Origin of the sequence: Luteimonas saliphila (genome assembly GCF_016774335.1) — a bacterium.
GTDB lineage: Bacteria > Pseudomonadota > Gammaproteobacteria > Xanthomonadales > Xanthomonadaceae > Luteimonas > Luteimonas saliphila.
Genome location: NZ_JAETWA010000042.1, coordinates 386,328 through 412,935, shown reverse-complemented (window position 1 = coordinate 412,935; position 26,608 = coordinate 386,328). Strand labels below are relative to the sequence as shown.

22 protein-coding genes and 1 pseudogene are annotated in these 26,608 nt (G+C 68.8%); 13 read left to right on the top strand and 10 right to left on the bottom strand.

Annotated features, from left to right (window positions below):
* The first annotated feature begins 63 nt into the window (after positions 1 to 63).
* Entirely contained in the window at positions 64 to 2,472 is a 2,409-nt protein-coding gene (locus tag JMO03_RS14390) for a TonB-dependent receptor plug domain-containing protein (protein WP_202844408.1), read from the top strand.
* A gap of 263 nt (positions 2,473 to 2,735) precedes the next feature.
* Here the strand turns inward: JMO03_RS14390 and lptG are convergent, their stop codons facing one another.
* Both lptG and lptF read right to left on the bottom strand, forming a co-directional pair.
* Positions 2,736 to 3,845: an LPS export ABC transporter permease LptG gene (gene lptG, locus JMO03_RS14385; protein WP_202844407.1), complete on the bottom strand. Its 1,110-nt coding sequence runs from the start codon at positions 3,843 to 3,845 to the stop codon at positions 2,736 to 2,738.
* Entirely contained in the window at positions 3,842 to 4,942 is a 1,101-nt protein-coding gene (gene lptF, locus JMO03_RS14380) for an LPS export ABC transporter permease LptF (RefSeq protein ID WP_202844406.1), read from the bottom strand. Before lptF ends, lptG begins: the two co-directional genes overlap by 4 nt.
* A 129-nt stretch (positions 4,943 to 5,071) precedes the next feature.
* Between lptF and JMO03_RS14375 the strand changes: the two genes are divergently transcribed.
* From JMO03_RS14375 to JMO03_RS14360, 4 genes are all read left to right on the top strand, one after another.
* Positions 5,072 to 6,553 carry a leucyl aminopeptidase gene (locus JMO03_RS14375; RefSeq protein WP_202844405.1) on the top strand — a complete coding sequence of 494 codons (1,482 nt, stop codon included), beginning with the start codon at positions 5,072 to 5,074 and terminating at the stop codon, positions 6,551 to 6,553.
* A gap of 121 nt (positions 6,554 to 6,674) precedes the next feature.
* Complete coding sequence (locus JMO03_RS14370) at positions 6,675 to 7,097, top strand: DNA polymerase III subunit chi (RefSeq protein ID WP_202844404.1); 423 nt, start codon at positions 6,675 to 6,677, stop codon at positions 7,095 to 7,097.
* A 132-nt stretch (positions 7,098 to 7,229) separates the two neighbouring features.
* On the top strand, positions 7,230 to 10,217 hold the full coding sequence (locus tag JMO03_RS14365; protein WP_202844537.1) for a valine--tRNA ligase: 2,988 nt from the start codon (positions 7,230 to 7,232) through the stop codon (positions 10,215 to 10,217).
* Positions 10,218 to 10,288: 71 nt separating this feature from the next.
* Positions 10,289 to 11,890 (top strand): amidohydrolase, encoded by a 1,602-nt coding sequence (locus JMO03_RS14360; RefSeq protein ID WP_202844403.1) that lies wholly within the window; start codon positions 10,289 to 10,291, stop codon positions 11,888 to 11,890.
* A gap of 146 nt (positions 11,891 to 12,036) precedes the next feature.
* On the opposite strand, the gene rimI is transcribed toward JMO03_RS14360, so the two are convergent.
* From rimI to pssA, 3 genes are read right to left on the bottom strand one after another with little or no spacing between them, the layout of a single operon-like run.
* Positions 12,037 to 12,498 (bottom strand): ribosomal protein S18-alanine N-acetyltransferase, encoded by a 462-nt coding sequence (gene rimI, locus JMO03_RS14355; RefSeq protein ID WP_202844536.1) that lies wholly within the window; start codon positions 12,496 to 12,498, stop codon positions 12,037 to 12,039.
* Positions 12,499 to 12,536: 38 nt separating this feature from the next.
* A complete protein-coding gene (locus JMO03_RS14350) occupies positions 12,537 to 12,860 on the bottom strand; it encodes a hypothetical protein (protein ID WP_202844401.1) in 324 nt (107 codons plus the stop codon).
* Entirely contained in the window at positions 12,857 to 13,630 is a 774-nt protein-coding gene (gene pssA, locus JMO03_RS14345) for a CDP-diacylglycerol--serine O-phosphatidyltransferase (RefSeq protein WP_202844399.1), read from the bottom strand. The genes JMO03_RS14350 and pssA overlap by 4 nt, the downstream gene beginning before the upstream one ends.
* 176 nt (positions 13,631 to 13,806) lie before the next feature.
* On the opposite strand from pssA, the gene JMO03_RS14340 reads away from it, so the two are divergent.
* From JMO03_RS14340 to JMO03_RS14325, 4 genes are all read left to right on the top strand, one after another.
* Entirely contained in the window at positions 13,807 to 14,193 is a 387-nt protein-coding gene (locus JMO03_RS14340) for a DUF4124 domain-containing protein (protein WP_238346179.1), read from the top strand.
* 7 nt (positions 14,194 to 14,200) lie between these two features.
* Positions 14,201 to 14,503 (top strand): DUF4124 domain-containing protein, encoded by a 303-nt coding sequence (locus tag JMO03_RS14335; RefSeq protein ID WP_202844397.1) that lies wholly within the window; start codon positions 14,201 to 14,203, stop codon positions 14,501 to 14,503.
* Positions 14,504 to 14,567: 64 nt separating this feature from the next.
* Entirely contained in the window at positions 14,568 to 16,283 is a 1,716-nt protein-coding gene (locus tag JMO03_RS14330; RefSeq protein WP_202844395.1) for a proline--tRNA ligase, read from the top strand.
* Between the two features lie 89 nt (positions 16,284 to 16,372).
* Positions 16,373 to 16,807 carry an H-NS histone family protein gene (locus JMO03_RS14325; protein ID WP_238346178.1) on the top strand — a complete coding sequence of 145 codons (435 nt, stop codon included), beginning with the start codon at positions 16,373 to 16,375 and terminating at the stop codon, positions 16,805 to 16,807.
* A 120-nt stretch (positions 16,808 to 16,927) separates the two neighbouring features.
* Here JMO03_RS14325 and JMO03_RS14320 read toward each other — a convergent pair whose 3' ends face one another.
* Entirely contained in the window at positions 16,928 to 18,172 is a 1,245-nt protein-coding gene (locus JMO03_RS14320) for a threonine/serine exporter family protein (RefSeq protein ID WP_202844393.1), read from the bottom strand.
* Between the two features lie 97 nt (positions 18,173 to 18,269).
* On the opposite strand from JMO03_RS14320, the gene JMO03_RS14315 reads away from it, so the two are divergent.
* The 4 genes from JMO03_RS14315 to JMO03_RS14300 all read left to right on the top strand — a co-directional run bounded on the left by JMO03_RS14315 (position 18,270) and on the right by JMO03_RS14300 (position 21,931).
* On the top strand, positions 18,270 to 19,388 hold the full coding sequence (locus JMO03_RS14315) for an ABC transporter permease (RefSeq protein WP_238346177.1): 1,119 nt from the start codon (positions 18,270 to 18,272) through the stop codon (positions 19,386 to 19,388).
* Positions 19,389 to 19,490: 102 nt separating this feature from the next.
* Positions 19,491 to 20,297, top strand: coding sequence for an ABC transporter ATP-binding protein (locus tag JMO03_RS14310; protein ID WP_337926427.1), 807 nt, complete (start codon positions 19,491 to 19,493; stop codon positions 20,295 to 20,297).
* Between the two features lie 3 nt (positions 20,298 to 20,300).
* A complete protein-coding gene (locus JMO03_RS14305) occupies positions 20,301 to 21,224 on the top strand; it encodes an MlaD family protein (RefSeq protein ID WP_202844384.1) in 924 nt (307 codons plus the stop codon).
* Between the two features lie 65 nt (positions 21,225 to 21,289).
* On the top strand, positions 21,290 to 21,931 hold the full coding sequence (locus tag JMO03_RS14300; protein ID WP_202844533.1) for an ABC-type transport auxiliary lipoprotein family protein: 642 nt from the start codon (positions 21,290 to 21,292) through the stop codon (positions 21,929 to 21,931).
* A 53-nt stretch (positions 21,932 to 21,984) separates the two neighbouring features.
* Here the strand turns inward: JMO03_RS14300 and JMO03_RS14295 are convergent.
* The 4 genes and pseudogenes from JMO03_RS14295 to JMO03_RS14280 form a co-directional block, all read right to left on the bottom strand.
* Positions 21,985 to 22,622: pseudogene (locus JMO03_RS14295) on the bottom strand (alpha-ketoglutarate-dependent dioxygenase AlkB family protein).
* A 168-nt stretch (positions 22,623 to 22,790) separates the two neighbouring features.
* Positions 22,791 to 25,127 carry an FG-GAP-like repeat-containing protein gene (locus JMO03_RS14290; RefSeq protein WP_202844382.1) on the bottom strand — a complete coding sequence of 779 codons (2,337 nt, stop codon included), beginning with the start codon at positions 25,125 to 25,127 and terminating at the stop codon, positions 22,791 to 22,793.
* A gap of 105 nt (positions 25,128 to 25,232) precedes the next feature.
* Positions 25,233 to 25,868, bottom strand: coding sequence for a CoA transferase subunit B (locus tag JMO03_RS14285; protein WP_202844380.1), 636 nt, complete (start codon positions 25,866 to 25,868; stop codon positions 25,233 to 25,235).
* The gene (locus JMO03_RS14280) at positions 25,868 to 26,581 is read right to left on the bottom strand and encodes a CoA transferase subunit A (RefSeq protein WP_202844378.1); all 714 of its coding nucleotides are present in this window, start codon (positions 26,579 to 26,581) and stop codon (positions 25,868 to 25,870) included. The genes JMO03_RS14285 and JMO03_RS14280 overlap by 1 nt, the downstream gene beginning before the upstream one ends.
* Positions 26,582 to 26,608 lie beyond the last annotated feature (27 nt).

Here is a 26,608-nt window from a genome sequence, read left to right as displayed (position 1 = left end):
CTGTTGTTACAGATGTGTTAAACCCGATCGCGACCCATCCCTTTCCCCCGAAGGAGCGCGTCGATGCCCCGCACCCCCCTGTTTCTGGCGCTGTTGGCCGCCGCCGGCGCCACCAGCCCCGTGTTCGCCCAGCAGGCGCCCGAAGAACGCGCCCGCACCCTCGATACCCTGATCGTCACCGGTACCCGGACCGCCGACCGCACCGTCGCCGAGTCGCAGTCCCCGATCGACATCATCACCCCGGAAGCGCTGCAGGCGACCGGCACCACCGAACTGGCCACCGCACTTTCGCGGGCCGTGCCTTCGCTCAATTTCCCGCGACCGGCGATCACCGACGGCACCGATGCGGTGCGCCCGGCGCAGTTGCGCGGACTCGCCCCGGACCAGGTGCTGGTCCTGGTCAACGGCAAGCGCCGCCATGCCACCGCGCTGATCAACCTCAACGGCAGCCAGGGACGCGGCTCGTCGCCGGTCGACCTCAACGCGATCCCGGTCTCGGCGATCGACCGGGTCGAGGTGCTGCGCGACGGCGCCGCCGCGCAGTACGGCTCCGACGCGATCGCCGGCGTGATCAACGTCGTGCTCAAGGGCAGCGCCCGCGGCGGCAGCGTGCTCGGCAGCTACGGCAAGATGAGCGCCGGCGACGGCGAGCAGTGGAACCTCGGCGCCGATACCGGCATCGCGCTCGGCGAGGGCGGCTTCCTGCACCTGGCCGCGCAGGGCGGTCACCAGGACAACACCAACCGCGCCAAGCCCTACAACGGCGTGGTCGAGCAGCGCTACGGCGATCCCGAGGTCGACGCCGGCGCGTTTTCCTACAACGCCGAGTACAGCCCGGCCGAGGGCATCACGTTCTACTCCTTCGGCAGCTACAGCGAGCGCGACGTCCTGTCCAACGGCTACTTCCGCTGGCGCGGCGACAACCGCAACAACATCGCGATCTATCCCGACGGCTTCCTGCCGCAGATCCACAACGTCAGCGAGGACCGCGCCTTCGTCGCCGGCATGCGCGGGTTCACCGCCAGCGACTGGAACATCGACCTGAGCTTCAACCACGGCCTCAACCACCTCACCTTCGACATCGAGAACACGCACAACCGCAGCCTCGGCGACGCATCGCCCACGCAGTTCTATGCCGGCGCGCTCGAGACCACGCAGAACGTGCTGAACCTCGACATCAACAAGGCCTTCGACGTGGGCTGGCTTGCCTATCCGCTGAACGTCGCATTCGGCGCCGAGTGGCGGGGCGAGAAGTTCAACCTCTCTCCCGGCGAACCCGGATCCTACGCCGACACCGGGCTGATGATCCCCGAGCGCGACGGCAACGGCGAGTTCACCGGCCGCATGATCCGTGCCGCCGGCGGCGCGCAGGTGTTCGCCGGCTTCAAGCCGGTGGATGCCGGCTACTTCAACCGCGAGAGCTACTCGATCTACCTCGACCTGGAAGCCGACGTCACCGACAGGCTCTCGCTCGGGCTGGCGGCGCGCGGCGAGGACTACAGCGACTTCGGCAGCACCTCGACTGGCAAGCTGTCGGCGCGCTACGCCTTCACCGACGCGGTCGCCCTGCGCGCCACCGCCTCGACCGGCTTCCGCGCGCCGTCGCTGCAGCAGCAGTACTTCCAGTCGACCGCGACCAACTTCATCGACGGCGTGCCCTTCGACATCGTCACCTTCCGGGTGACCAACCCGGCGGCGATCGCGCTGGGCGCCGAGCCGCTGCGACCGGAGGAGTCGACCAACCTCGGCCTCGGCCTGGTGATGCAGCCGATCGAGAACCTGTACGTCACCGTCGACGCCTACCGCATCGACATCGACGACCGGGTCTACCTGTCGGAGAACCTGACCGGGCCGGTCGGCGACTACCTCGCCACCGAGCACGGCATCTTCGGCGTGCAGGGCGGGCGCTATTTCACCAACGCGCTCGATACCCGCACCCGCGGCATCGACATCGTCGGCAGCTACCGCTGGGCATTCGACACCAGCAACCTCGCCGCCACCGCCGGCTACAACCGCAACAAGACCACGATCTCCCGGATCGCGCCCAACCCGCCGGCGCTCGAAGCGGTCGCGGAGGAATATGGCGTGGTCCTCAACCGCATCGGTCGGGTGGAACAGGGCCGCATCACCGAGGGCACGCCGCGCGACCGGCTCTTCGTCAACGGCATCTGGACGCTCGGCGACTTCTCGATCGACGCCACCACCACGCGCTGGGGCGAGTTCACCAATTTCGGCACCGCGGCCGATGGCAGCGGCGACCAGACCTACGGCGCGGAGTGGACGCTCGACCTCGCGTTCAACTACCGGCTCGACGCCTGGACCTTCACCATCGGCGGCGACAACGTGCTCGACGCCTACCCCGACCAGAGCGTGGCCGGCGCCGGGGGACGCGCGTACCTGCCCTACAGCACGCAGTCGCCGTTCGGTTTCAACGGCGCGTTCGTGTACGGGAAGATCGGGTACAGGTGGTGAGCGGCTGAGGGCGGCGCCGCGTGTCGCCGTCCGGAAAGCCTGGGCGAGGGTGCTGCGCGAGGAGGACGCTCGCCCGGCGTTCGCGAACAGCGCGAGGCAGTGCCTCGCGAGCGGGCTTGGCTCATCCGGCCCGGCGCAGCGCGCCGGGCGTTCGTAGATGGCGCGAGGCAGTGCCTCGCGAGCGGACTTGGCTCATCCGGCCCGGCGCAGCGCGCCGGGCGTTCGTAGATGGCGCGAGGCAGTGCCTCGCGAGCGTCATCTACTCACCCACTCCGTCTTCGGAAGAGGAACCACGACACCGCCAGCATCATCAGCGGCGGTACCAGGTAGGCGAGGCGGTAGTCGAACCCGTACACCGCCGCCAGCTTCACCACCTGGGTCTGCAGCAGCCAGAAGCCGAGCGCGAATACCACGCCGATGAACAGGCGCCGGCCGAGGCCGCCGCTGCGCAGGCTGCCGAAAGCGAACGGAATCGCCGCCAGGCACAGCGCCAGCACGTTGAGCGGATAGAACCAGTGGCCCCAGTAGTACTCCTCGAACTCGCTGGCATCGAGCTGGTTGCGCTCGCGGTACTCGATGCCCTGCTTGAGCTCGGCCGAGGACATGTAGCGCGGGCGCCAGATGTTGCTGGCGTTCGCGGCCAGCGCCGCGGCATCCAGGCTGGACTCCCAGTGCTCTTCCGAGACGTCCGCCTGCGCCACCGCGCGTTCCTCGAAATAGGTGCGCTTGACGTCGCGCAGGAGCCAGCCGGTGCTGCGGTGCTCTGCGATGCGTGCGTGCGCCACCGATGCCAGCCGGCCATCCTGGTCGAACTCGAACAGGCGCACGTCGTTGAGTTCGAGCCAGCGATCGTTCTCGTCGCCCCGCTCGTGGCCGGCCTGCGCGTTGAGGAAGGTGTCGCCCTCGCGCGCCCACAGGCCCGAATACTGGGCCACGATCATGTCGCTGGAGCGGGCCGCCGACTTCATCATGTCGGCGCTGCGCTGCGCCCACGGCCCGAGCGTTTCGGCGTTGAGCATCATCAGGCCGGTCAGCAGCAGAAGCGGCAGCGCCACCGACACGCTCAGCCGCCTGCGCGAGACGCCCACGGCACGCAGCGCCGTCAGCTCGGAACTGGCCGCCAACTGTCCCAGTCCCATCAGCGAGCCGATGACCGCCGCGGTCGGGAACATCATGTACGCGCGCCGCGGCACGGTATGCGCCACGTACGTCACCGCGCCGAAGAAGCCGTAATTGCCCTGGCCGACGCTGCGCAGCTCGTCCACCATCGCCAGCACCAGGTCGAGCCCGGTGAGCACCGCCCAGGTCAGCAGGACGGTGCCGATGACCACGCGCGCGACCAGCAGGTCGTGCACCTTGGGGAATGGCTTCATCGCGCCGGCCCTTTCGCGCCAGCGACCAGCCGCGAACGCTTCATGCGGCCGTCTCCGAAGTACATCCACAGGCCCAGCAGCAGCAGCGGCAGCACCAGCCACCACAGGCCCAGCGCGGTCGGCAGCCGGCCCGAAGCCAGCGCGTTGGTGCCGAGCAGCATCAGGTTGATGCCGAAGACGTACGCAAGCAGGCCGAGGATGATCCGGCCCCAGCGCGCCTGCCGCGGCGGGCTGCGCGCGAGCGGCACCGCCAGCAGCGCGAACGCCAGCGCGAGCAGCGGCGGCGCCATGCGGAAATGCAGCTGCGCGCGGGCCTCCGCACGCCCGTCGCCGAGCAGCGCGGGCGTCGGCATCAGTTCGGGATCGTCGCCGATGTCGCGGGACTCCGCGTCGGGCAGGCGCACTTCGTTCGCGGCATAGCGCATCAGCCGGAAATCCTTGCCGCCGTCCATCGGGCCTTCGACGCGGAAGCCCTCGTCGAGCGTCAGGTAGCGGCTCGTGCCCTCGACGTTGAGCGTACCGGTGCGCGCCGAGGTGACGTCCATCCGGCCTTCTTCCTGCCGGTAGATGAACACGCGGCCAAGGCGCGTGCCGTCGTTCGACATCGAGTTCGCGTACACCACGCCGCCACCGCCGGGCAGCTCCACGAAGCGGCCGGCCTCGAGCCCCGCGACCAGCAGGCTGCGCTGGCCGACCTCGATCATCCGCTGCGAGTACTGCCGCGCCCAGGGACCCAGCCACAGCGAGCAGGCGCCGATCATCAACACGAACGGCACCACCAGCAGCATCAGCGGGCGCAGCAACCGGCGCGGACCGACGCCGATCGAGGTCAGCACCGGCATCTCGCTGTCGCGGTACAGCCGCCCCACGCTCAGCAGCAGGCCGAGCATCAGCCCCAGCGGCAGGATCAGCGGCAGGTAGTTGAGCACCTGCAGCCCGAGCTGGGCCAGCATCATCCCGGCCGGCACCCGCCCGCGCACGATGTCGCCCAGGACATCGGCGAACACCGCGCCCAGGCTCACGATCATCAACACCACCAGCGCGGCGAACGTGGTCTGTGCGAATTCGCGGAACAGGTAGCTGTCGAGCTTCGGCATCGGGCGGGGGCTTGGATTAGACTAGGGCGTTGCGTCCGGGCCCCGCAGCGGGCCGCGAACGAAGTGGCCCGGGGCATGAGGCCGCTGTCCGGGCGCCGATTGTACGTAAGTCAACCCGGAATCTGATTGATGACCCTCGAATTCACCCTGAACCGGACCGCGCCGGCCGACGCCGCCACCGACTGCATCGTGGTAGGCGCTTTCTCCGATGGCTCCCTGTCGCCCGCCGCGCTGGCGCTCGACGGCGAAGGCCGGCTCGCCGCGCTGGCGAGCCGCGGCGACATTTCCGGCGCTACCGGCCGCAGCCTCCTCGTGCACGACGTGCCCGGCATCGGCGCGCCGCGGGTGCTCGTGATCGGGCTCGGGGACAAGGGCAAGTTCGGCGTACCGCAGTATCTCAAGGCGGTGGCCGACACGGTACGCGCGCTGAAGACAGGCCCGGTGAAGCAGGCGCTGTTCACGCTCTCCGAGCTCGCACTGGACGGCCGCGACGCCGCCTGGAACATCCGTCAGGCGGTGGTCGCCGCCGACCATGCCGCCTATCGCTATCTCGCCACGCTGGGCGCCAAGAACAAGAAGCGCAGCGAGTCCGGGCTGTCGGTGCTGTCGATCCAGGGCACCGACGAGCAGGCGCTGGCGCAGGGCAAGGCGATCGCGGCGGGGGTCGAGTTCGCGCGCGAACTCGGCAACCTGCCACCGAACGTCTGCAATCCAGCCTATGTCGCGGAGCAGGCGCAGGCGTTCGCTGCGCGCTTCGACAAGGCCGAGGCCGAGATCCTCGACGAGGCGCAGATGGAGCAACTGGGCATGGGGGCGCTGCTGGCGGTGGCGCGCGGATCGGCCAACCGGCCGCGCCTGGTCGTACTGAAGTGGAACAACGGCGGCGAGGCCAAACCCTTCGTCCTGGTGGGCAAGGGCATCACCTTCGATACCGGCGGCGTCAACCTCAAGACCCAGGGCGGCATCGAGGAGATGAAGTACGACATGTGCGGCGCCGCCGCCGTGCTCGGCACCTTCGTCTCCGCGGTGGGCCTGCAGCTTCCGATCAACCTGGTGGCGATCGTGCCGGCGGTGGAGAACGCGATCGACGGCAATGCCTATCGCCCTTCCGACGTGATCACCAGCATGGCCGGCAAGACCATCGAAGTCGGCAACACCGACGCCGAGGGCCGCCTGATCCTGTGCGACGCCCTCACCTACGCCGAACGTTTCCAGCCGCAGGCGCTGGTCGACGTGGCCACGCTCACCGGCGCCTGCATGGTCGCGCTCGGCCGCTACGCCTCGGGCCTGATGAGCAAGCACGACGATCTTGCCGGCGAATTGCTCGCCGCCGGCGAGGACGTGTTCGACCGCGCCTGGCGCCTGCCGCTGTGGGACGAGTACCAGACCCTGCTCGAATCCAACTTCGCGGACGTCTACAACATCGGCGGCCGCTGGGCGGGCGCGATCACCGCCGGCTGCTTCCTGGCGCGCTTCGCCGAAGGCCAGCGCTGGGCGCACCTCGACGTCGCAGGCAGCGCCAGCACCGACGGCAAGATGGGCATGGCGACCGGCCGGCCGGTGGGACTGCTGAGCCAGTGGCTGATGGATCGCGCGGCGGCCGTTGACTAGCCCGGGGTTCGTGATTGGCGGATTGGTGATTGGAAAATGCTAACGGCATTGAAGCAGTTTTCCACCAGCCAACGACCCGCCCTTTCGAATCACGAATCACCAATCCACGAATCCCCGCCGAATGCGCGCCGACTTCTACCTCATCGCCAAGCCACGCTTCCGCGCCGAGCCGCTGCGGCTGGCATGCGAGCTCGTACGCAAGGCCTACGAGGCGAACCAGTGGACCCTGGTGCTGGCGCGCGACACCGCGCAGGCGGAACAACTGGACGACCTGCTGTGGGACATGGGCGACGATGCCTACATTCCGCATCAGATCGCAGGCCGCGACGAAGAGGACGAACTGACGCCGGTGCTGATCGCCGAGCCGCAAACCGATGCGCCGATGCGCGCGCTGGTGATCAACCTGCGCGACGCACCCGTATCCGACGGCTTCGAGCGCGTGCTGGAAGTGGTGCCGGCCGACGAGTCGGCGCGCGGCCCGCTGCGCGAGCGCTGGAAGCACTACAAGGCGCGCGGACTCGAGGTCAACAAGCACGACATGTGACCCACGATTTTTTGTCACCCCACAACTTCTGTCATTCCGAGCGCAGCGAGGAACCTGCTCCACGAAAGCGCACGTTCCGTCGACGAGCAGATTCCTCACTGCGTTCGGAATGACACCCCGGACTCCATGACCATCCAAACCCTCGCCCCTTCCTACGACCCGGCCACCTTCGAATCCCGCCTCTACGCGGAGTGGGAAGCGGCCGACGTGTTCGCACCACGCGGCGACGGCCCGGCCTACACCATCCTGCTGCCGCCGCCGAACGTCACCGGCACCCTGCACATGGGCCATGCGTTCCAGCACACACTGCAGGACGCGCTGATCCGTTACCACCGCATGCTCGGCCACCGCACGCTGTGGCAGATGGGGACCGACCACGCCGGCATCGCCACCGAGATGGTGGTCGGCCGCAACCTGGCGCTGGAAGGCAGGGGCGAGACCCGCGACTCGCTCGGGCGCGAGGGCTTCATCGGCAAGGTGTGGGAATGGAAGCAGCGCTCGGGCGACACGATCGAGCGGCAGATGCGCCGACTCGGCACGTCAGGCGACTGGACGCGCAGCGTGTTCACGATGGATCCGATGCCGTCGAAAGCGGTGGTCGAGGCCTTCGTGCGCCTGCACGAACAGGGCCTGATCTACCGCGGCAAGCGGCTGGTGAACTGGGATCCGGTGCTGAACACCGCGATTTCCGACCTCGAGGTCGAGAACCGCGAGGTGCCCGGCCACATGTGGCATTTCAAGTACCCGCTCGCGGGCGGCGAGACCTACGAGTACGTCGAACGCGACGCCGACGGCAACGTCGTCCTGCGCGAGACGCGCGACTACATCGCCATCGCCACGACCCGTCCGGAAACGATGCTCGGCGACGGCGCGGTCGCGGTGCATCCGGACGACGCGCGCTACGCGCCCATCGTCGGCAAACTGTGCGAGATCCCGGTGGGCCCGAAGCAACACCGACGCCTGGTGCCGATCATCACCGACGACTACCCGGATCCCGACTTCGGCTCGGGCGCGGTCAAGATCACCGGCGCGCATGATTTCAACGACTACGCGGTCGCCGCGCGCAACGGCATTCCGCTGTATGCACTAATGGACGGCAACGCGCGCATGCGCACCGACGGCCTGTCCTACGAGGAGAGCGCGTGCATCGCGGGCGAGATCGCACGAGGCGAACGCGCGCCGGACGACGTCGGCGCGGTGAACCTGGTGCCCGACGAGCTGCGCGGCCTGGACCGCTACGAGGCGCGCGCGCGCGTGGTGGCCGCGATCACCGCCGAGGGGCTGGCCGTGACCGGCGCCGACGGCGAGCCGCTGGTCGAGTCCAAGCCGATCATGCAGCCCTTCGGCGACCGCTCCGGCTCGGTGATCGAACCCTATCTGACCGACCAGTGGTTCGTGCGCATGGACACGATGGGCCGGCGCGGCATGGAGCTGGTGGAGAGCGGCGCGGTGAAGTTCGTGCCGCCCAACTGGATCAGCACCTACCGCCACTGGATGGAGAACATCCAGGACTGGACCATCAGCCGCCAGCTCTGGTGGGGCCACCGCATCCCGGCCTGGTTCGACGACGCCGGCAATGCCTACGTCGGCCGCGACGAGGCCGACGCGCGCGCCCGCGGCGGGATCGGCAGCGAGGTCGCGCTGCGCCAGGACGAGGACGTGCTGGAGACCTGGTTCTCCTCGGCCCTGTGGCCGTTCAGTACGCTCGGCTGGCCCGATGCCGACGCGATGCGCGAACGCGGCTTCGACGACTTCCTGCCGACCAGCGTGCTGGTCACCGGCTTCGACATCATCTTCTTCTGGGTCGCGCGCATGGTGATGATGACCGACGCGCTGACCGGCAAGGTCGCCTTCGACGACGTCTACATCACCGGCCTGGTCCGCGACAGGGACGGCCAGAAGATGTCCAAGTCGAAGGGCAACATCCTCGACCCGCTGGACATCATCGACGGCATCAGCGCCGACGCGCTGGTGGCCAAGCGCACCACCGGACTGATGAAGCCGACCGACGCGCCGAAGATCGAGAAGGCCACACGCAAGGAGTTTCCCGACGGCATCGCGGCCCACGGCGCCGACCCGCTGCGCTTCACCATGGCCGCGCTCGCCGGCCCGGGCCGCGACATCAAGTTCGACCTCGGCCGCGCCGAGGGCTACAAGAACTTCTGCAACAAGCTGTGGAACGCCACGCGCTTCGTGCTGATGAATACGCAAGACCGGGATTCGGGATTCCGGAGCGGGGAGACGGGACAGCACGCGCCGGCCACCGACGCCGAGAAGTGGATCCTCTCGCGCCTCGCGAAGACCGCAGCGGAAGCCGAAACGCACTTCGCCACGTACCGCTTCGACCTGCTCGCGCAATCGCTGTACGAGTTCGCCTGGAACGAGTACTGCGACTGGTTCGTCGAGCTTGCCAAGCCTGCCCTGAGCAACGCCGAAGGGCCCGCGCTCCAGGGCGGCGATGCCGCGGCCGCCGACAGTACCCGCCGCACGTTGCTCCACGTGCTCGAAGCGCTGCTGCGCCTGCTGCATCCGCTGATTCCGTTCGTCACCGAGGAGTTGTGGCGCCAGGTCGCGCCGCGCCTGGGGATCGAGGGCGGAACCATCTCGCTGCAACGCTACCCCAGGAGTTCCGACCTCGCCGGCCACGATTTCGCCCAGGCCGAGGCCGACGTCGAATGGCTCAGGCAGATGGTCACCGCGCTGCGCCGCATCCGCAGCGAGCTCGGCGTGTCGCCGTCGAAGCAGGTGTCGCTGCTGGTCCAAGGCGGCCAACGCGACGACCATGCCCGGCTGCAGCGTTTCGATTCGCAGTTGCGCTTCCTCAACCGGCTCGCGGTGATCGAACCGGTCCTCGGCGAGCCACCCCCCGCCGCTGCCGGCCTGCTCGGCGAGCTGAAGCTGTTCGTGCCGCTCGAAGGCCTGGTGGACCTGGACGCCGAGCGCGCACGGCTGGACAGGGAGATCGCGCGCATCTGCGGGGAGAAGGACAAGAGCACGGCCAAGCTCGCGAAATTCAGCGACAAGGTGCCGCCGGCCGTGATCGCGCAGGAGCGGCAGCGCCTCGCCGACTGGACGGCCCAGCACGAGGCCCTGACGGCCCAGCGCGCGCGGCTGGGCTGACCCGCGCCTGCCGTCTGTCAGACGTCGCGCGGTTTTCCCGTTCTCCGGAGCACATTCCCCGGAGAACCGCCATGCGCCTCGCCCTGCTGCTTGGATGCCTGCTGCTCGCCCCGCCCATGCATGCGGCCGAAATTCTGCTGGTCAACGGCCGCCTCTGGACCGGCGACGAGCGGCAACCCCAGGCCAGTGCGATAGCCGTGCGCGATGGTCGCATCGTGGCGGTCGGGGACGATGCCGTGGTGGCGGCCACCGTGTCCGAAACCGCCGTCCGGATCGACCTCGGCGGACGCCGCGTGGTACCCGGCATCAACGATGCCCATGTCCACCTCGGCACCAGTCCGCCCTCGACGCAACTCGACCTGCCGTTCCCCGAATCCACCAGCGACCAGCTCGTGGCCGCACTGCAGGCGCAACCGGCCGATGGCGAGGGCTGGATCACGGGCGACATCGGTGGTGCCATCTGGACCGATCCGGGCTGGCATCAAGCCAGGCTCGACGCGCTGCATCCGACACGTCCGGTCCAGTTGCAGATGTTCACCGGCCATGGGTTGCTGCTCAACAGCGTCGCACAGCGCGAACTCGGCCTCGACCCCGCCATCGCGGTCCCGGGCGGCTGGTACGGAAAGGGGGCGGACGGCGCATTCGATGGACGCGTCTACGAGTACGCCCATTGGCGCATCCTCGCGCAACTGCCGCCCCACCCGGACGCCGAGGAACTGCAGTCGATCCAGCGCTATTCGCAGGCCACCCTGAAGTGGGGCACGACGACGCTGCAGGTGATGCCGTGGATGCCGCCGGAACGCTTTGTCGGCCTCTGGATCGACGCGGGCGCCCGCTCGAGGCTGCGGCTCATCCGATTCCCGACACCCGCCTCGCACGACGAACCTGTCGTCACCGATACCCTGGTGAAACATCCTGCCGATGCACCACGGATCACCGTGTCGGGCACCAAGTGGATCATCGACGGCACGCCGGTGGATCAGGCCGCACCTCTGCGCGCGCCCTATCCCGACACGGGCGGCAACGGCCGCCTGAACTTCGACCAGGCGCAGATCGAAGCGCTGCTGCGCGAGATCCTGGCGCGCGGGGACCAGGTGTTGCTGCACGTGGGCGGCGACGTCGCCGCGATCGCGATCATGGACGCGATGGAAGCCATCGCGCCGCCGGCGCAGTGGCGCGAACACCGGTTGCGGTTCGAACATGGGGATGGACTGACCCCGGACCTGCTGGCGCGAGCGGCGAGCTTCGGCATCGTGGTGGTGCAGAATCCGTCCCATTTCGCCGTGCCCGAAGCGCACCCGTTCAGCGCGCTCGTGCGCGCACGCGGGTTCTCGCCGCTCTCGGGCCTGCTCGATGCCGGCCTGCCGCTGGCGCTGGGCAGCGATGGCCCACCGAACCCGTGGCTCAACCTGATGTTCGCCACCACGCCGTCGACGCGCCCCGATCAGGCGCTGACCCGCGAACAGGCCTTGCGCGCCTACACCCGCGGCAGCGCGTATGCCGAGTCCACCGAACACGAGAAGGGCAAGCTGGTCGCGGGTTACCTCGCCGACTTCGCGGTGCTGTCGCAGGACGTGCTGGACCCGGAACTGCCCGCGCAGGCGCTGCCCGGAACCCGCAGCCTGTTGACGGTGATCGACGGCGAGATCGCGTGGCGCGATCCGGAGTTCTGAGCCGCCGGCCCCCGCTGCACGCGGCAGGCCGGCGTCGAGAAGGGCCCGGCCCTCACCTGGCGTCGACCGTGCCGCGGCGTCGTGCACCGGTTGACTGGCTCCCGCGGCGAAGGTGCCCGGATCGTCAGGCGGCGACCGGTCCCCTCCTACGACGGCATTCGCGTCGGCGCGTCGGACAGCAGTTCCTTCGCCATCACGATCGCGTCCTCGCGCCCTTCGTGCGCGGGGTAATAGCGCGGACGGCGTCCGATCTCGTTGAAACCCTCGTCGTGGTACAGCGCGATCGCGGTCGGATTGGACGGTCGCACCTCCAGGAACACGCGCTGCACGCGCAGGCCGCGCGCGACCCGCTCCAGACCGCGCAACAGCCGCCGGCCGTGCCCCTGCCCCTGATCGGCCGGGTCGACGCACACGTTCAGCACGTGCGCCTCGTCCGCGGCGACGCTCAGCACGCCGTAGCCGATCAGGCGCGCATCGGCCTGCAGCACCCAGGCCGGATAGCCGGCGCGCAGGCAGTCGCGGAAGATGCCGATCGTCCACGGGAATGGATACGCGCGCAGTTCGATCCGCATGATCTCGTCGAGATCGTCCTCGCGCATCGGCCGCATCGAGGCCCGCGCGCGACCGGCGTCGGCGGCCACCGCGCTCACCGTGCGGTTCGGGCGCGCAATCCACGCAGCCGCGGCCACAGCGCACGGCGGGAACGCGCATCGCGCAGTCCGTCCGGCGGCACCAGGCTGCGGCACAGCGCCAGCGCCTCGGCATCGCGCGCGTCCCGGCCGGCCGCGCGCAGCAGCGCCCGCAGCAGCGGATCGCGGTCGCTCCCTTGCGCAGCGGTCGCGTTCGCCGATGGCGGCGGCATCGCGGCGGCCGGAACGGTTTCCGCCCCCGCGGCCTCCTCTCCCTGCAGGGCATACACGGTGTAACCCATCTCCGCGAGGATCTCGCGCTGCAGCGGGTCCAGCCTCATGCCGATTCCACTCGGCCGGCGTCGTGCCGGCGCCAGAACCACAGCACCGGTCCGGACAACGCATACACCGCCGCAACCGCCAGCAGCGTCTTCGGTGGATCGACCCACAGCGCGATCAGCGCGCCCACGGCGATCGGCAGCGCGACGAACGGCACGCGTTCGGCCTTCGGCCCGCTGCCGCTGCCCTTGAAACTGTTGTAGCGCAGGCGACTGACCATCAGCAGGCCCGCCACCACCGTCACCGCCAGCGCCACGTAACGCAGTTCTTCGCCGACGAAGCCGAGTTCGTGGCAGGTCCAGACGAAGCTCGCCATCAGTCCCGCGGCGGCGGGACTGGCGAGGCCGACGAACCAGCGCTTGTCGACCAGCCCCACCTGGCTGTTGAACCGCGCCAGCCGCAACGCGGCGCAGGCGGCGTAAAGGAAGGCGGCCAGCCAGCCGACCTTGCCCAGGGTCACCCCATCGAGCTTCATCGACATCAGCGCCCAGTGGTACATCACCAGCGCCGGCGCCATGCCGAAGCTGACCAGGTCGGCCAGCGAGTCGTACTGCACGCCGAACTCGCTCTGGGTATTGGTCAGCCGCGCGACCCGGCCGTCGATGCCGTCGAGGACGCCGGCCACGAAGATCGCGATGCAGGCCGCGCCATAGCGCCCCTGGGACGCGGCGATGATGGCGAAGAAGCCCGCGAACAGGCCGCCGGTAGTGAACAGGTTGGGCAGCAGGTAGATGCCGCGGCCGCGCGGCGGCACTGGGTTCTGGGGCTCCATCGGCGCAGTGTAGCGCCGCCGGAGCGGCCCCGGTTGGTCCCACACGGACAGGCGCCCGGGAGCCGCGCGGGGCGCGGACCGTGCCGGCAGTTCACGTTTCCGCCGCGCCGCGCTTGCGTCGGCGACACGGCGATGCTGCAATCGCGCCACGACCACGCTCCTGCAGGACTCTCGCGATGCCCCGCCTCCCCTTGCTGGCGCTTGCCGCCGGACTGCTTGCCGCGTCCACCGCGTACGCCGCCGAGGTCTACCAGTGGAAGGACGCCAACGGCGTGACCCACTACTCGCAGACGCCGCCGCCCAAGGGCAGCTACCAGCAGCGCCAGATCACCAGCGCCGGTGCGGGCACGGCGCTGCAGGCGGCGCAGACCGAAGCCCCTGCCGACAACCCCCAGTGCGCGGCCGCGCGCGCCAACGTGGCGGCCCTGGCCGGCAACCGGCCGGTACACGAAGCGGGGGAAGACGGGCAGCCGGGGCGCGCCCTGAACGATGCCGAGCGCGCCAGCCAGCTCGAACTGGCGAACGCGGCGGTGAAGGCCTACTGCACCACGCCGGCTGCCTAGGCCCGTCGTGAGGCTGGCCTGGGCCGTCGTCGCGGGTGCCCTCGGTGCCGGTGCGCTGGCATGGTGGCTCACGCGCGAGGAGCGGCCCTCCCTGGCGACCGACGCCGGCGACCCCGTTCCCGACACACCGCCGGGCGAGGCGCGCACGGCGCCCACGGGACCCGCCCTGTACCGATGGCGCGACGACGCCGGCATCGTGCAGATCACCGATATCCCGCCGAAGGACCGCGCCTACACGATGGTGGACGTGGCCGCGCTCGAGCGCCGCAACACCATCGACCCCAACCCGGCGATCGAAGCCGCGCGCTGAACGCGAGACGGGATCCGGCGGGCGCGCGTGGCAAAATGCGCCTCCCTCCGCCCCGAGCCCGCCGATGCGCCTGTCGCAGTTCCACCTCCACACAGAGAAGGAAACGCCTGCCGACGCCGAGATCGCCAGCCACAGGCTGATGCTCAAGGCCGGCATGGTCCGCAAGCTCGCCGCGGGCCTGTACACCTGGTCGCCGCTGGGGCTGCGGGTGCTGCGCAAGGTCGAATCGATCGTGCGCGAGGAGATGGACCGCGCCGGCGCGATCGAGATGGCGATGCCCTCGGTGCAGCCGCGCGAGTTGTGGGAGGAAAGCGGCCGCTGGCGGAAGTTCGGCCCCCAGTTGCTCAAGATCCGCGACCGCCGGGACCAGGACTACTGTTTCACCCCCACCGCCGAGGAGGCGGTGACCGATTTCTTCCGCCAGGAGATCGCCAGCTACAAGCAGCTGCCGGTGAACTTCTACCAGATCACCAGCAAGTTCCGCGACGAGATCCGGCCGCGTTTCGGGGTGATGCGCGCGCGCGAATTCATCATGAAGGACGCGTACTCGTTCCACGTCACCGACGAGGACCTGCAGCGCGAGTACCGCAACATGTACGACGCGTACGCGCGGGTCTTCACCCGGCTCGGGCTGCGCTTCCGCGCGGTGTTCGCCGACACCGGCGCGATCGGCGGCAGCGCATCCCACGAATTCCACGTGCTGGCCGATTCGGGCGAGGACGCCCTGGCCTTCGCGCAGGAGTCCGGCTACGCCGCGAACGTCGAACTGGCCGAAGCGATCTGCACGCAGCCGCGCCCCGCCGCCAGCCAGGCGCTGGAGAAGGTCGAGACCCCCACCCAGAAGACCTGCGAGGACGTCGCCGACCTGCTCGGCATCCCGCTGCAGCGCACGGTGAAGTCCGTCGCGCTGATGGGGGTGGACGCCGAAGGCAGCGCGCAGTTCGTGCTGGCGCTGGTGCGCGGCGACCATGCCCTCAACGAGATCAAGCTGTCCAAGTTGCCCGGCCTGGCCGACCATCGGCTGGCGAACGAGGGCGAGATCCGCGAGCACCTGGGGGCCGAACCGGGCTTCCTCGGACCGTACAACGCGCGCGGGAAGATCCGCGTCGTCGCCGACCGCAGCGTCGCGGCGATGGCCGACTTCGTCGTCGGCGCCAACGAGGACGGCTTCCACCTGACCGGCGTCAACTGGGGCCGCGACCTGCCCGAGCCGGACGAGACCGCCGACATCCGCAACGTCGTCGCCGGCGATCCTTCGCCCGACGGCGCGGGCACGCTGGGCATCGCCCGCGGCATCGAGGTCGGCCACGTGTTCGCGCTCGGCCGCAAGTATTCCGAGGCGATGCGCTGCACCGTGCTCGACGCCGAAGGCAGGGCCGTGCATCCGGCGATGGGCTGCTACGGCATCGGCGTGTCGCGCATCGTCGCCGCGGCGATCGAACAGAACCACGACGAGGCCGGCATCGTCTGGCCGGCACCGATGGCACCGTGGCAGGCGGTGGTGTGCGTGATCAATCCCAAGGGCAACGCCGAGGTGGCCGCCGCGGCCGAGGCGCTCTACCGCGAACTGGGCGAGGCCGGGATCGAGGTCGCGCTCGACGACCGCGGCCTGCGCCCCGGCCCGATGTTCGCCGACATCGAGCTGGTCGGCATTCCGCACCGGATCGTCGTGTCCGAACGCGGCCTGGCCTCGGGCACGTTCGAATATCGCGCGCGCACCGCAGCCGCATCGGAGAACCTCGACCGCGCCTCGCTGCTGGCGCGCCTGCGCGGGGAATGAAACCGGCGACGCCGGGATAATCGGAAGGATAATCGAGCTCGCGCATTGCCGCGGGTGCGTTTTATCGTCCTCACGCGTATTCCACTATCATGCACCGGTGCCAGGGACGGGACATTCCCTTCCAGATTCCGGAGTTTGTTTGCATGGCAATCGATTTGACCGCATTTTCACCGAAGCAGCTCGACGCCCTGATTTCCGAGGCCAAGCGCCGCAAGACCGCCCTGAGGAAGCGCAAGCCGATCGCCGCGATCCGCAAGCGCATCGTCGATTTCGCCACCGCCGAGGGTTATACGGTCCAAGAGCTGTTCGGCGGGCGCGCGGGTGCATCGGCGAAGGCGCCGGCCGCGAAGAAGACCACGAAGAAGGCCGCGAAGACCGGGCGCAAGCTGGGCAAGGTGCCTCCCAAGTACCGCAACCCCGCCGTTCCGACCGAAACCTGGACCGGCCGCGGCAAGCAGCCGCGCTGGATGGCGGCCCTGGTCAAGAAGGGTCGCAAGCCCGAGGACTTCCTGATCAAGAAGTGAGCCGCTGCTTCCTCCTTTCAAGGGGAAGCTTCTGCGATGAGGAAACGCCGGCGGAACAGCCGGCGTTTCTTCATGCGGGGGAGAGGCGAACGCCAGGCCCGACCACGAACGGGGCCCGCACTACAGGTTGCGGCGCGCCGGCAGCAGCAGGTTGCCGATCAGCAGGCCGGCGATCAGCGCCAGCAGCACGTTGGCCACGGTGATCGCCGCGTCCTGCCCGGCCGCCACGTCCTGCTGCTGCACCGCCACCAGCAGGCTGCGCAGGCTGGTGCTGCCGGGAACCAGCATGATGATGCCCGGCACGCGGATCAGGGCACCCGGGCGGCGCATCCAGCGCGCGTAGCCGTTGCCGGCCACGGTGACCACCAGCGCCGACAGGAACACGCCGACCGGGCTGCCCAGCCATTGGCCCACCATGCGCGAGATGTAGTAGCCCACGATCGCCGCCGCCATCACCAGCAGGTAGTCGCGGCGCCCGGCTCGGAACAGCGCCGCGAACGCCCACGCGGCCGTGACCACCGCGCCCCACTCGACCCACACCGGCTGCGGTCGCCAGGCCCGCACCTGCGGCTCCAGCCCCAGCAGCTGCACCGTGGTCAGCGCGATCATCGTGCCCACCGTCAGCTTCAGCAGCGTGGTCAGTGCGCCGAACAGGCGCGCGGTCCCCGAAACCAGGTGCTGGCTGGTGAGCTCGCTGAAGGCATTGGTCAGCGCCATGCCCGGCATCAGCACGATCATCGAGGCGATCACCACGGTATTCAGGTTCAACGGCACCAGGAAGGTGGCCACCAGAGCCGCCAGCCCACCCGCGACGATGCCGGCGATGGCGTCGTCGGCCTCCTTCATCTGCGGGCTGCCGCGGCTGGCGATGCCGAGCAGGCCCACCAGCGTGCCGATGACGCCGGCCGTGGCGATATCCAGCCACGGCAACCGCAGCATTCCCGCCATGCTCGCCGCGGCAAGCCCGAACCCCAGCACCTGCTGCAGGTTGCCGCGCCAGCCCGTGTCGCGATCCAGGGCCCGCAGTGCGGCATGGCCTTCGGCGATGCCGAGTCGGCCCGCCATCACCTCTTCCGCGATCCTGTCCGCCTCGCACAGCTTGTAGAGGTTGGTTTCCCCGGGAGCCAGCCGAATCACGCGCGTGGTGTCGCTCTCGCCCGGCGGCCGCTGCGGATCGCTGAAGCTCAGGATCAGGCCGGTGGGATTGCTCCAGGGCTCGCAGTCGAGTCCCAGCTGGCGAGCGACCGACACGATCGCACCCTCGAGGCGCTGCGAGGTGGTGCCGTAGCGGTGCAGGTGCCCCGCGAGCTCGACGATGAACGCGATGCGCGTGGCGTAGGTGGCGCTGGCGGGCATCGTCGGCATGGCGTCGCGAAGGATCGCATGGCGCGGCCACGAGGGCATCAGCGGACCCGGCCGGCTTCCTGCTGCCGACACGGCGATCCCTGTATCCTCGCCCCCGATGACCGTGCCAGCCAGCCAGCCGCCGACCGCCGAGCCGGATCCACAGGACGCGACCCTGCTGCGCCTGGGCGGCCGCTGGACGCTCGACCACGCGTTGGAGATCGGACGCGCGTTGCGCGAGCTCCCGGACTCGATCGGGGCGATCGACGCCTCGGGTGTCGACCGGCTCGATTCCGTCGGCGTGCTGCAGTTGCTGCGCTATGCCGAACGCAGGCAGCTCGACTACACGACCTTCCGCTTCCGCGACGACCAGCTCGCCCTGGTGGCCGCGATCGAGGACGTGCACGACGACCGCCCCAAGGCGAAGCGCGAGTACGGTTTCGCCGCGGCGCTGGCGCGGCTGGGGCACGCGGTCCAGGACAACGCCCGCGAGGTCGTCGCGCTGGTCAGCTTCCTCGGCGAAACGCTGGTCAAGCTAGGTCGCACGATCCTCGACCCGCGCCGCTTCCGGCTCACGCCCACGATCCACCACATGGAGCAGGTCGGGCTCGACGCCGTGCCCCTGGTGGCGCTGCTGTCGTTCCTGGTGGGCGCGGTGATCGCGTTCCTCGGTGCGCAGATCCTGGCCGACTTCGGCGCCACGATCTTCGTGGTCGAGCTGGTGTCGATCGCGTTCCTGCGCGAGTTCGGCGTGCTGCTGACGGCGATCCTGCTGGCCGGCCGCACCGCCAGCGCCTTCACCGCGCAGATCGGCGCCATGGTCAGCCGCGAGGAGATCGACGCGATCCGCACCCTCGGCCTCGATCCGGTCGAGCTGCTGGTGATTCCGCGCGTGATCGCGCTGCTGGTGATGCTGCCGCTGCTGACCTTCATCGCGATGCTCTCCGGCCTGCTCGGCGGCCTGTCGGTCGGCGCGTTCAGCCTCGACATCCCGCCGCAGGCGTACCTGGCGCGCATGCACGAACAGATGGAGCTGCGCCATTTCCTGATCGGCATGTCGAAGGCGCCGCTGTTCGCGCTGGTGATCGGCCTGATCGGCTGCCTGGAAGGCCTGCAGGTGAAGGGCACGGCGCAGTCGGTGGGCGAGCGCACGACCTCCAGCGTGGTGCAGACGATCTCGCTGGTGATCGTGTTCGACGCGATGGCGGCGATCTGGTTCATGTACATGGATTGGTGAAGACGTGACTGGTGATTCGTGATTGGCGATTCGAAAGAGCAGGCGCGTGCAGGCCACCCCGCGGCAGGGGAGGATGCCGCCGTTTCCGATCACGAATCGCCAATCACCAATCACGGCGACGCGGACGCGTCGCCCATCATCCGCGTGCGCGGCCTGGTCAACCGTTTCGGCGCGCAGACGGTGCACGAGGGGCTCGACCTGGACGTGGTGCGCGGCGAGATCATCGGCGTGGTCGGCGGCTCGGGCTCGGGCAAGTCGGTGCTGATGCGTTCTCTGATCGGCCTGCGCCGGCCCGATGCCGGCGAGATCGAAGTGCTGGGCGTCGATCCCCGCTCGGACGATCCGCAGGACCGGCTGCACCTCGAACGCAGCACCGGGGTGCTGTTCCAGGACGGCGCCCTGTTCTCCTCCCTGACCGTCGGAGAGAACGTGCAGGTGCCGCTGAAGGAACACCATCCGGACCTCCCCGAATCGCTGCGCTACGAACTCGCGCTGCTCAAGGTGCGCCTGGCCGGCCTGCCCGCGGACGCCCTGGAGAAGCTGCCTTCGCAGCTGTCGGGCGGCATGCGCAAACGCGCCGCACTCGCCCGCGCGCTGGCCCTCGATCCGCCCCTGCTGTTCCTCGACGAACCCACCGCCGGCCTCGATCCCATCGGCGCCGCGGCCTTCGACCGCCTGATCCGCACCCTGCAGCAGGCGCTGGGGCTGACGGTGTTCCTGATCACCCACGATCTCGACACGCTGTATGCGATCTGCGACCGTGTCGCCGTGATCGCCGACCGCAAGGTCGTCGCTGCGGCGCGGCTGGACGAGATCGAGCGGCTCGACCACCCGTGGATCCGCGACTACTTCCATGGCCCGCGCGGACGCGCCGCGCGCGAGGCCACGGCGACCGCTGAGGACAAATGACGCATGGAAACCAAGGCCAACTACGTCCTGATCGGCGCGTTCACCATCGCCGTGACCGTGTTCCTGCTGCTGTTCGCGCTGTGGGCCGCCAAGTACTCCTCCGAACGCAGCTGGAACGAATACCTGGTGGTGTTCAGCGAACCGGTCACCGGGCTCTCCGAGGGAAGCAGCGTGCAGTACAACGGCATCGCGGTGGGCACCGTCGACGACCTGATGCTGGCGCCCGACGACCCGCGTCAGGTGATCGCGCGGCTCAAGCTGCAGGCGAACGCGCCGGTCAAGGTCGATACCCGCGCCCGGCTGTCGATGACCAGTCTCACCGGACCGCCGATCATCCAGCTCACCGGCGGCAGCCCCGGCGCTCCGGCCCTGGTGCCGGGTCCCGACGGCAGGCCGCCCAGGATCGAGACCGCGGCATCGGCGCTGCAGAACATCGCCGACACCGCCAACCGCCTGGTCGAACGCCTCGACCAGGTGCTCAGCGAAGAGAACGTGGCGCGCATCGCCGCCACGCTCGAGAACATCGAAACCATGACCGGCGCGATCTCCGACCAGCGCGAGGACATGCGCGAGATCCTGATCAACGCGCGCGCCGCGAGCGAGCAGCTGACGGTGACGATGAGCTCGGCCAACCGCGCCCTCGACACCGTCGACCGGGAACTGGTGCAGCAGTTGCCGCAGCTGATGGACAAGATCGACGGCACCCTCGGCAAGCTCGACTCGGCCGCACACGGCGCCGACACCATCCTCAACGAGAACCGCTCCGCCATCAACAGCTTCGCCAACGACGGGCTGTCGCAGCTCGGCCCCACGCTGGGCGAACTGCGCGGCCTGATCCGCGACCTGCGCCGGATCAGCGACCGGCTCGATGCAAATCCCTCGCGCTATCTGCTGGGACGAGACGCAACGAAGGAGTTCGAACCGTGAGAACGGCAGTGGTGAATCGCAAGCCGGCAATCGCCGCAACCGGGCGACCTCCTCGTGCAGGCACCCTGGCGCGCGGCGCCGTGGCGGCCGTGCTCTGCGTATCGCTGGCGGGCTGCTCGCTCCTGGGCGGCGGCAGCGAACGCGAACGCTCGACGATCTATGCGCCCGACCCACGCGTCGGCATCGACCCATCCGCACCGGCGGCGAGCTGGCAGCTCTCGCTCAGCCCGCCTTCGGGCGCGCGCTCGATCGACAGCTTCCGTATCGCGGTGCGGCCGACGCCGGGCGAGCTGCAGGTCTATCGAGGCGCAAGCTGGGCCAAGACACCGACCGACATGCTGCAGGACGCGCTGCTGCGCGCCCTCGAGGACTCGGGCAAACTGCCCTCGGTCGCGCGCCAGGGTGCGGGCATCGCCGCCGACTACAAGCTGGTCGTCGACCTGCGCCGCTTCGAGGCCGACTATGCCGGCAACGCGGTGCCGGCGGCCACCATCGAGTTCAACGCGAAGTTGATCCACGCCATCGACCAGGGCATCGTCGACTCGCGGACCTTCCACGCCGCGCAGCCGGCGGCCGGGACCGACATCGGCCTGGTGGTCGACGCGTTCTCGCGCAGCCTCGAGGACGTCACCGGCGAACTCGCGCACTGGATCCTGGCGACCGGCGACGCCCACGAGCGGGAGGCACACCCGCAAGCGCGTCGCTGAGACTGGTCGCAGGCACGCGTTCACCGATCCGCGCCGGGCGGATAGATTTCCTTTCAACGCCTTGCCGGCGGCGGCGTGCACGGCGGCGTGTCGTGAAACATGCGACAACCGAAGGCGCCCGAATCGCTGCTCGAGGGGGTCGGCAGAATTCGCCGGAAGGTCAGGTTGATCCGAGGTCCGACATGCTTCGCGGTACGCGGCAGCGCATGGCGGTAGTCCTTCTGCGTGTCGCCACGCATCACCAGCAGGCTGCCATGCGGCAGCTCCAGCGCCACCTTTCGCGACGGATCGCGACGATGCCGGAACACGAAGCGCCGCGTCGCCCCCAGGCTCAGCGAGGCGATCACCGGCTGCGCGCCCAACTCGGGCTCGTCGTCGCTGTGCCAGCCCATGCAGTCGCTGCCGTCGCGGTACAGGTTGGCGAGCACGCTGTTGAACGGCACGCCGGTCTCGCGGACCAGTCGGACGCGGACCGGAAGCAACGGCTCCGGCCAAGACGGGGGATCATGCTGAAAAACCGAATAGCGGTACACCGCGCCAGGATCACCGATCCAGCAGCTCAGCCGGGGCGAGTCGATCTCACGGCCGAACAAGCGTACGCGAGGGATTTGCCAGGCAAGCTTCGCGAGAAGCGCCCCCCCTGAAGGGCCTCACACACTTCCTGCGATAGCCATTCCGGAACGTAGTCCATCGCGGCGCCTTCCAGGCCCACGCTGACGGGACCCTTGGCAGGCATTTCCCAAGCGTAGCGGCGGAGCAAGCCAGCGGCCGCGTCGGGATCAGGCGCCACGGCGACCCCGCCGGCCTGAAGAACGCAAACCCGGCGTTTCCGCCGGGTCCGCGCACGCACCGCTCCCCATCAAGGAATGATCGCCCATCCTGCAGGATACGTCCCCACACGGAAGGACTGGAAGCTATGGCTGGGCGTGATGTACCACACATACAATTCGCGCAGGCTCGGATTGCTCCAGAGGATGTCATCGCGACCATCGCCGTTGAAATCGGCAACCGAAGCCACCGAATAACCTGCAGCTATGTTGTTGAATGTCGTGCTCCTGGTCACGCTCGCACCCGTCATCTGCCAGTACCCGAACTGGCGACTTGTGGGATTCATCCAGACGATGTCGGCGCGGCCATCGGCTGTGACATCACCCACGCCCGCCACCTGCCACCCTGCCGGGTAGCTCGGGAGGGCGGTGGATGTGTATGCACCGGCGACAGTGCCCTGCCACAGGTAGAGGGAACGCTGGGTCGGGTGTGTCCAGAGAACGTCCGCACGTCCATCGCCATTGAAATCACCGATACCTGCCACAGTGAAACCGGTGGATACGTTGCCGAACGTCCGACTACCGACAATCCTCGTGCCGTCCATCAGCCAGTACGCCATCTGGCGTGTCGTCGCATTGAACCAGAACAAATCGGTCTTGCCGTCGGCATTCACGTCCCCGGTTCCGACGAGCGCCCAGCCGGCCGGATAGTCCGCGACGTGGCGCGACCCGAACGCACCTGCCGTATTCGCCAACCACACATAGAGCTTGCGCTGGGTCGTGTTGATCCACAATACGTCGGCCCTGCCGTCGCCATTGAAGTCGCCCGTTCCGGGGACAGTGTAGCCGGCCGTGATGTTCCCGAATGAGGCCGAGCCCAACTGCGTCGCTCCCGACATCCTCCAGTAGGCGAAGTAACGTGCCCCTTGGTTGAACCAAAGGATGTCCGAGAATCCATTGGCGTCGACATCGTTGCGTGTGTATCCCACCGGCACCACCGTCTGGCGGAAACCAGAGATGATCGGCATGGTGATGTTCATGCTGCGGACGTTGTCCGCAGTCGCCGAACCTGTCGGACGGCTCTGGTAGAGGACCGAGGGATTGCCGAAATGCGGGATCTCCAACTGGGCGTCCCCGGACGGGTACGCCATGATGGTAAAGAAGCCGCTCGCGGAGGATTCGCGGTAGCCGTACGAGTAGGTATGCGCGCCCGCCCGGCCCTGCGCGTCCTGGGTGTTGTGGGCCTGTCCCATCAGGTGACCGAGCTCATGCGCAAGCGAGTAGTCGCTACAGAAGTAGGTGTTGCCATCGCCCTCGTCGCGATCCTCGCCATCGCTGACGACCGCATAGCCGAACTCTGCATCGTTTGCGGCGGAGATCCCGGACTGGTTCATGCCAAGCAGCCATGCGATGCCGCACCCGTCCTGTTCAGGCTCGCGATACTGCCGCACGAAGGCGACCAGGTCGGCACCATACTCATTGCGTGCCGCGCGTAGCGCGTTGAATGCGGCATTCGGCGTGATCGGCTGCTGCGTATTGGCGTTGTAGCCGGTCAACTGCTGCAGCGCGTCCTGGTTGTCCGAATTGTCGGCGTAATTGACCTGGAGCGTGTGCACGACTCGCAGGCGCATGCTGACGCCGCTGTTCGCATAGGCCGCATTGGTGATTGCAGCCAGGCTGGTCACGAACGTGGCCGCAGCTGACTGGCTCCCGTACACGCTGGCCAGACCGTTCGAATAACCGATCAGCACGTCGACCACGGCCGCAGCCTTCTCCGGCACATCGGCACTCGGCGCGGCCTTTGCCAGCCGCCGGGATGCGGCGGCCGTGAGTGCGCCGCTCTCCGGCGGCACCAGGAAGTCCGGCCCCTTCTCGCGCCGTCCGCCGCCGGAGGCGACCAGGCTGCGATCGGTCTCGACCACCCACGCGCCGGTCCTGTCGGTCCGCACTCGGTAATAGTCGTCGCCCCTCGAAATCATGCCGAACACGGCCTTCCCGCCGAAGGTGAGCACGGCGCTGCTGCCATCGTGGTTGCGGCCGATCCAGGTCCAGTTCCCATCCGGCTGCTCTTCGTGCCGTTCGTACTTCAGTCGCAGCGCCTCGCCATCGGGCGTGTTCACGACCATTTCGCCGCTGCCGATCGCGTTCAGCGCATGCGCCTCGCTGATCGCGACGGGATGATAGGTATACGCACCCGACTGCCGGCTCTTGCGGGCACCGCCGTAGGACAGCAGTTCACCGCGGTCGGGGAGCGACGCGAAGCTCGCCGACGAACCACGGAGCGCGGCGAGGGACGGTGCGGTCGGCACGTCAGTCACGGGCTCGCGCGGTGCGACGGCCCCGAGGGCAGTGTCACGGCCGGAATCGGATTCCGAAGTGCAGCCAGCCAATGCTGCGATCAGCACCAGTCCCAACAGATGTTTGCGCATGTCGCGATCCCGGATATGAGGAGAGTCCGCCCTGTGGCGGAGAGTGTCGCAGCATACGCCTGCCGTTGACTGGCCGGTAGCTAAACGGCGTCTAAAGGCCGGAAATCACGGTGCGCGCGTGAACGGCACCCCGGTTTTGGCCCGGACCTCGTCCTCGTTCACGCCCGGGGCCAGCTCCAGCAGGACCAGCCCCTCCCCGGTGACGTCGAACACCGCCAGGTCGGTGACGATTCGGTCGACCACGCCGACGCCGGTCAGCGGAAGCGCGCATTCAGGCAGGATCTTGTGCTCGCCGTTCTTCGCCGTATGTTCCATCAGCACGACCACGCGCTTGACCCCGGCCACCAGGTCCATCGCCCCCCCCATCCCCTTGACCATCTTGCCCGGCACCATCCAGTTGGCCAGGTCGCCGCTGTCGGTGACCTGCATGGCCCCGAGGATCGCCAGGTCGATGTGGCCGCCGCGGATCATGGCGAAAGAGTCGTGGCTGCCGAAATAGCTGGCGCCCCGGCGGGCGGTGACCGTCTGCTTGCCGGCGTTGATCAGGTCGGCATCGACCTCGTCCTCGGTCGGGAACGGCCCGATGCCGAGCAGGCCGTTCTCCGACTGCAGCCAGACGTCGACACCCTCGGGGATGAAGTTGGCCACCAGCGTCGGCAGGCCGATGCCGAGGTTCACGTAGGCGCCGTCGCTGAGCTCCTGCGCGGCGCGCTGCGCCATTTCGTCGCGGGTCCAGGCCATCACTTGTTCTCCTGGCGCACGGTGCGCTGCTCGATGCGCTTTTCTGGGTTCGGATTGAGCACGATCCGGTCGACGTAGATGCCCGGCAGGTGCACGTGGTCCGGATCGATCGTCCCGGTCGGGACCAGCTCCTCGACCTCCGCCACGCAGACACGTCCGGCCATGGCGCAGGCTGGGTTGAAGTTGCGCGCGGTCTTGCGGAACACCAGGTTGCCCGCTTCGTCGGCGCGCCAGGCCTTGATCAGCGCGACATCGGCCTTCAGCGCGGTTTCCAGCACGTACCAGTGACCGTCGTCGAACTGGCGGGTCTCCTTGCCCTCGGCGACCACGGTACCGTACCCGGTGCGGGTGAAGAACGCCGGAATCCCCGCCCCGCCGGCGCGCAGGCGCTCGGCCAGGGTGCCCTGCGGGTTGAACTCGAGCTCCAGTTCGCCGCCGAGGTACTGGCGTTCGAACTCCTTGTTCTCGCCCACGTAGGAGGAAATCATCTTGCGGATCTGCCGCGTCTCCAGCAGTTGACCAAGTCCGAAGCCGTCGACGCCGGCATTGTTGGAGATGACCGTCAGATCCTTGACCCCGGCGTCACGCAGTGCGGCGATCAGGGCCTCGGGGATGCCGCAGAGACCGAAGCCGCCGACCGCCAGCGTCTGGCCATCGGCGACGAGGTCGGCGAGCGCGGCGCCGGCATCGTGGAATCGTTTGGATGTCGCCATGGGGTCCGTTCTCCGCTGATACTGCCA

What these genes read in the sequence shown, in the direction of transcription:
- JMO03_RS14330 (WP_202844395.1), top strand. Translation starts at nt 14,568, where the DNA reads ATGCGCCTGTCGCAGTTCCACCTCCACACAGAGAAGGAAACGCCTGCC.
- JMO03_RS14325 (WP_238346178.1), top strand. Translation starts at nt 16,373, where the DNA reads ATGCACCGGTGCCAGGGACGGGACATTCCCTTCCAGATTCCGGAGTTT.
- lptG (WP_202844407.1), bottom strand. Translation starts at nt 3,845, where the DNA reads ATGAAGCCATTCCCCAAGGTGCACGACCTGCTGGTCGCGCGCGTGGTC.
- JMO03_RS14375 (WP_202844405.1), top strand. Translation starts at nt 5,072, where the DNA reads ATGACCCTCGAATTCACCCTGAACCGGACCGCGCCGGCCGACGCCGCC.
- JMO03_RS14280 (WP_202844378.1), bottom strand. Translation starts at nt 26,581, where the DNA reads ATGGCGACATCCAAACGATTCCACGATGCCGGCGCCGCGCTCGCCGAC.
- JMO03_RS14370 (WP_202844404.1), top strand. Translation starts at nt 6,675, where the DNA reads ATGCGCGCCGACTTCTACCTCATCGCCAAGCCACGCTTCCGCGCCGAG.
- pssA (WP_202844399.1), bottom strand. Translation starts at nt 13,630, where the DNA reads ATGGAGCCCCAGAACCCAGTGCCGCCGCGCGGCCGCGGCATCTACCTG.
- JMO03_RS14305 (WP_202844384.1), top strand. Translation starts at nt 20,301, where the DNA reads ATGGAAACCAAGGCCAACTACGTCCTGATCGGCGCGTTCACCATCGCC.
- JMO03_RS14315 (WP_238346177.1), top strand. Translation starts at nt 18,270, where the DNA reads ATGACCGTGCCAGCCAGCCAGCCGCCGACCGCCGAGCCGGATCCACAG.
- JMO03_RS14290 (WP_202844382.1), bottom strand. Translation starts at nt 25,127, where the DNA reads ATGCGCAAACATCTGTTGGGACTGGTGCTGATCGCAGCATTGGCTGGC.
- lptF (WP_202844406.1), bottom strand. Translation starts at nt 4,942, where the DNA reads ATGCCGAAGCTCGACAGCTACCTGTTCCGCGAATTCGCACAGACCACG.
- JMO03_RS14285 (WP_202844380.1), bottom strand. Translation starts at nt 25,868, where the DNA reads ATGGCCTGGACCCGCGACGAAATGGCGCAGCGCGCCGCGCAGGAGCTC.
- JMO03_RS14360 (WP_202844403.1), top strand. Translation starts at nt 10,289, where the DNA reads ATGCGCCTCGCCCTGCTGCTTGGATGCCTGCTGCTCGCCCCGCCCATG.
- JMO03_RS14340 (WP_238346179.1), top strand. Translation starts at nt 13,807, where the DNA reads ATGCCCCGCCTCCCCTTGCTGGCGCTTGCCGCCGGACTGCTTGCCGCG.
- JMO03_RS14350 (WP_202844401.1), bottom strand. Translation starts at nt 12,860, where the DNA reads ATGAGGCTGGACCCGCTGCAGCGCGAGATCCTCGCGGAGATGGGTTAC.
- rimI (WP_202844536.1), bottom strand. Translation starts at nt 12,498, where the DNA reads ATGCGGCCGATGCGCGAGGACGATCTCGACGAGATCATGCGGATCGAA.
- JMO03_RS14390 (WP_202844408.1), top strand. Translation starts at nt 64, where the DNA reads ATGCCCCGCACCCCCCTGTTTCTGGCGCTGTTGGCCGCCGCCGGCGCC.
- JMO03_RS14320 (WP_202844393.1), bottom strand. Translation starts at nt 18,172, where the DNA reads ATGCCGACGATGCCCGCCAGCGCCACCTACGCCACGCGCATCGCGTTC.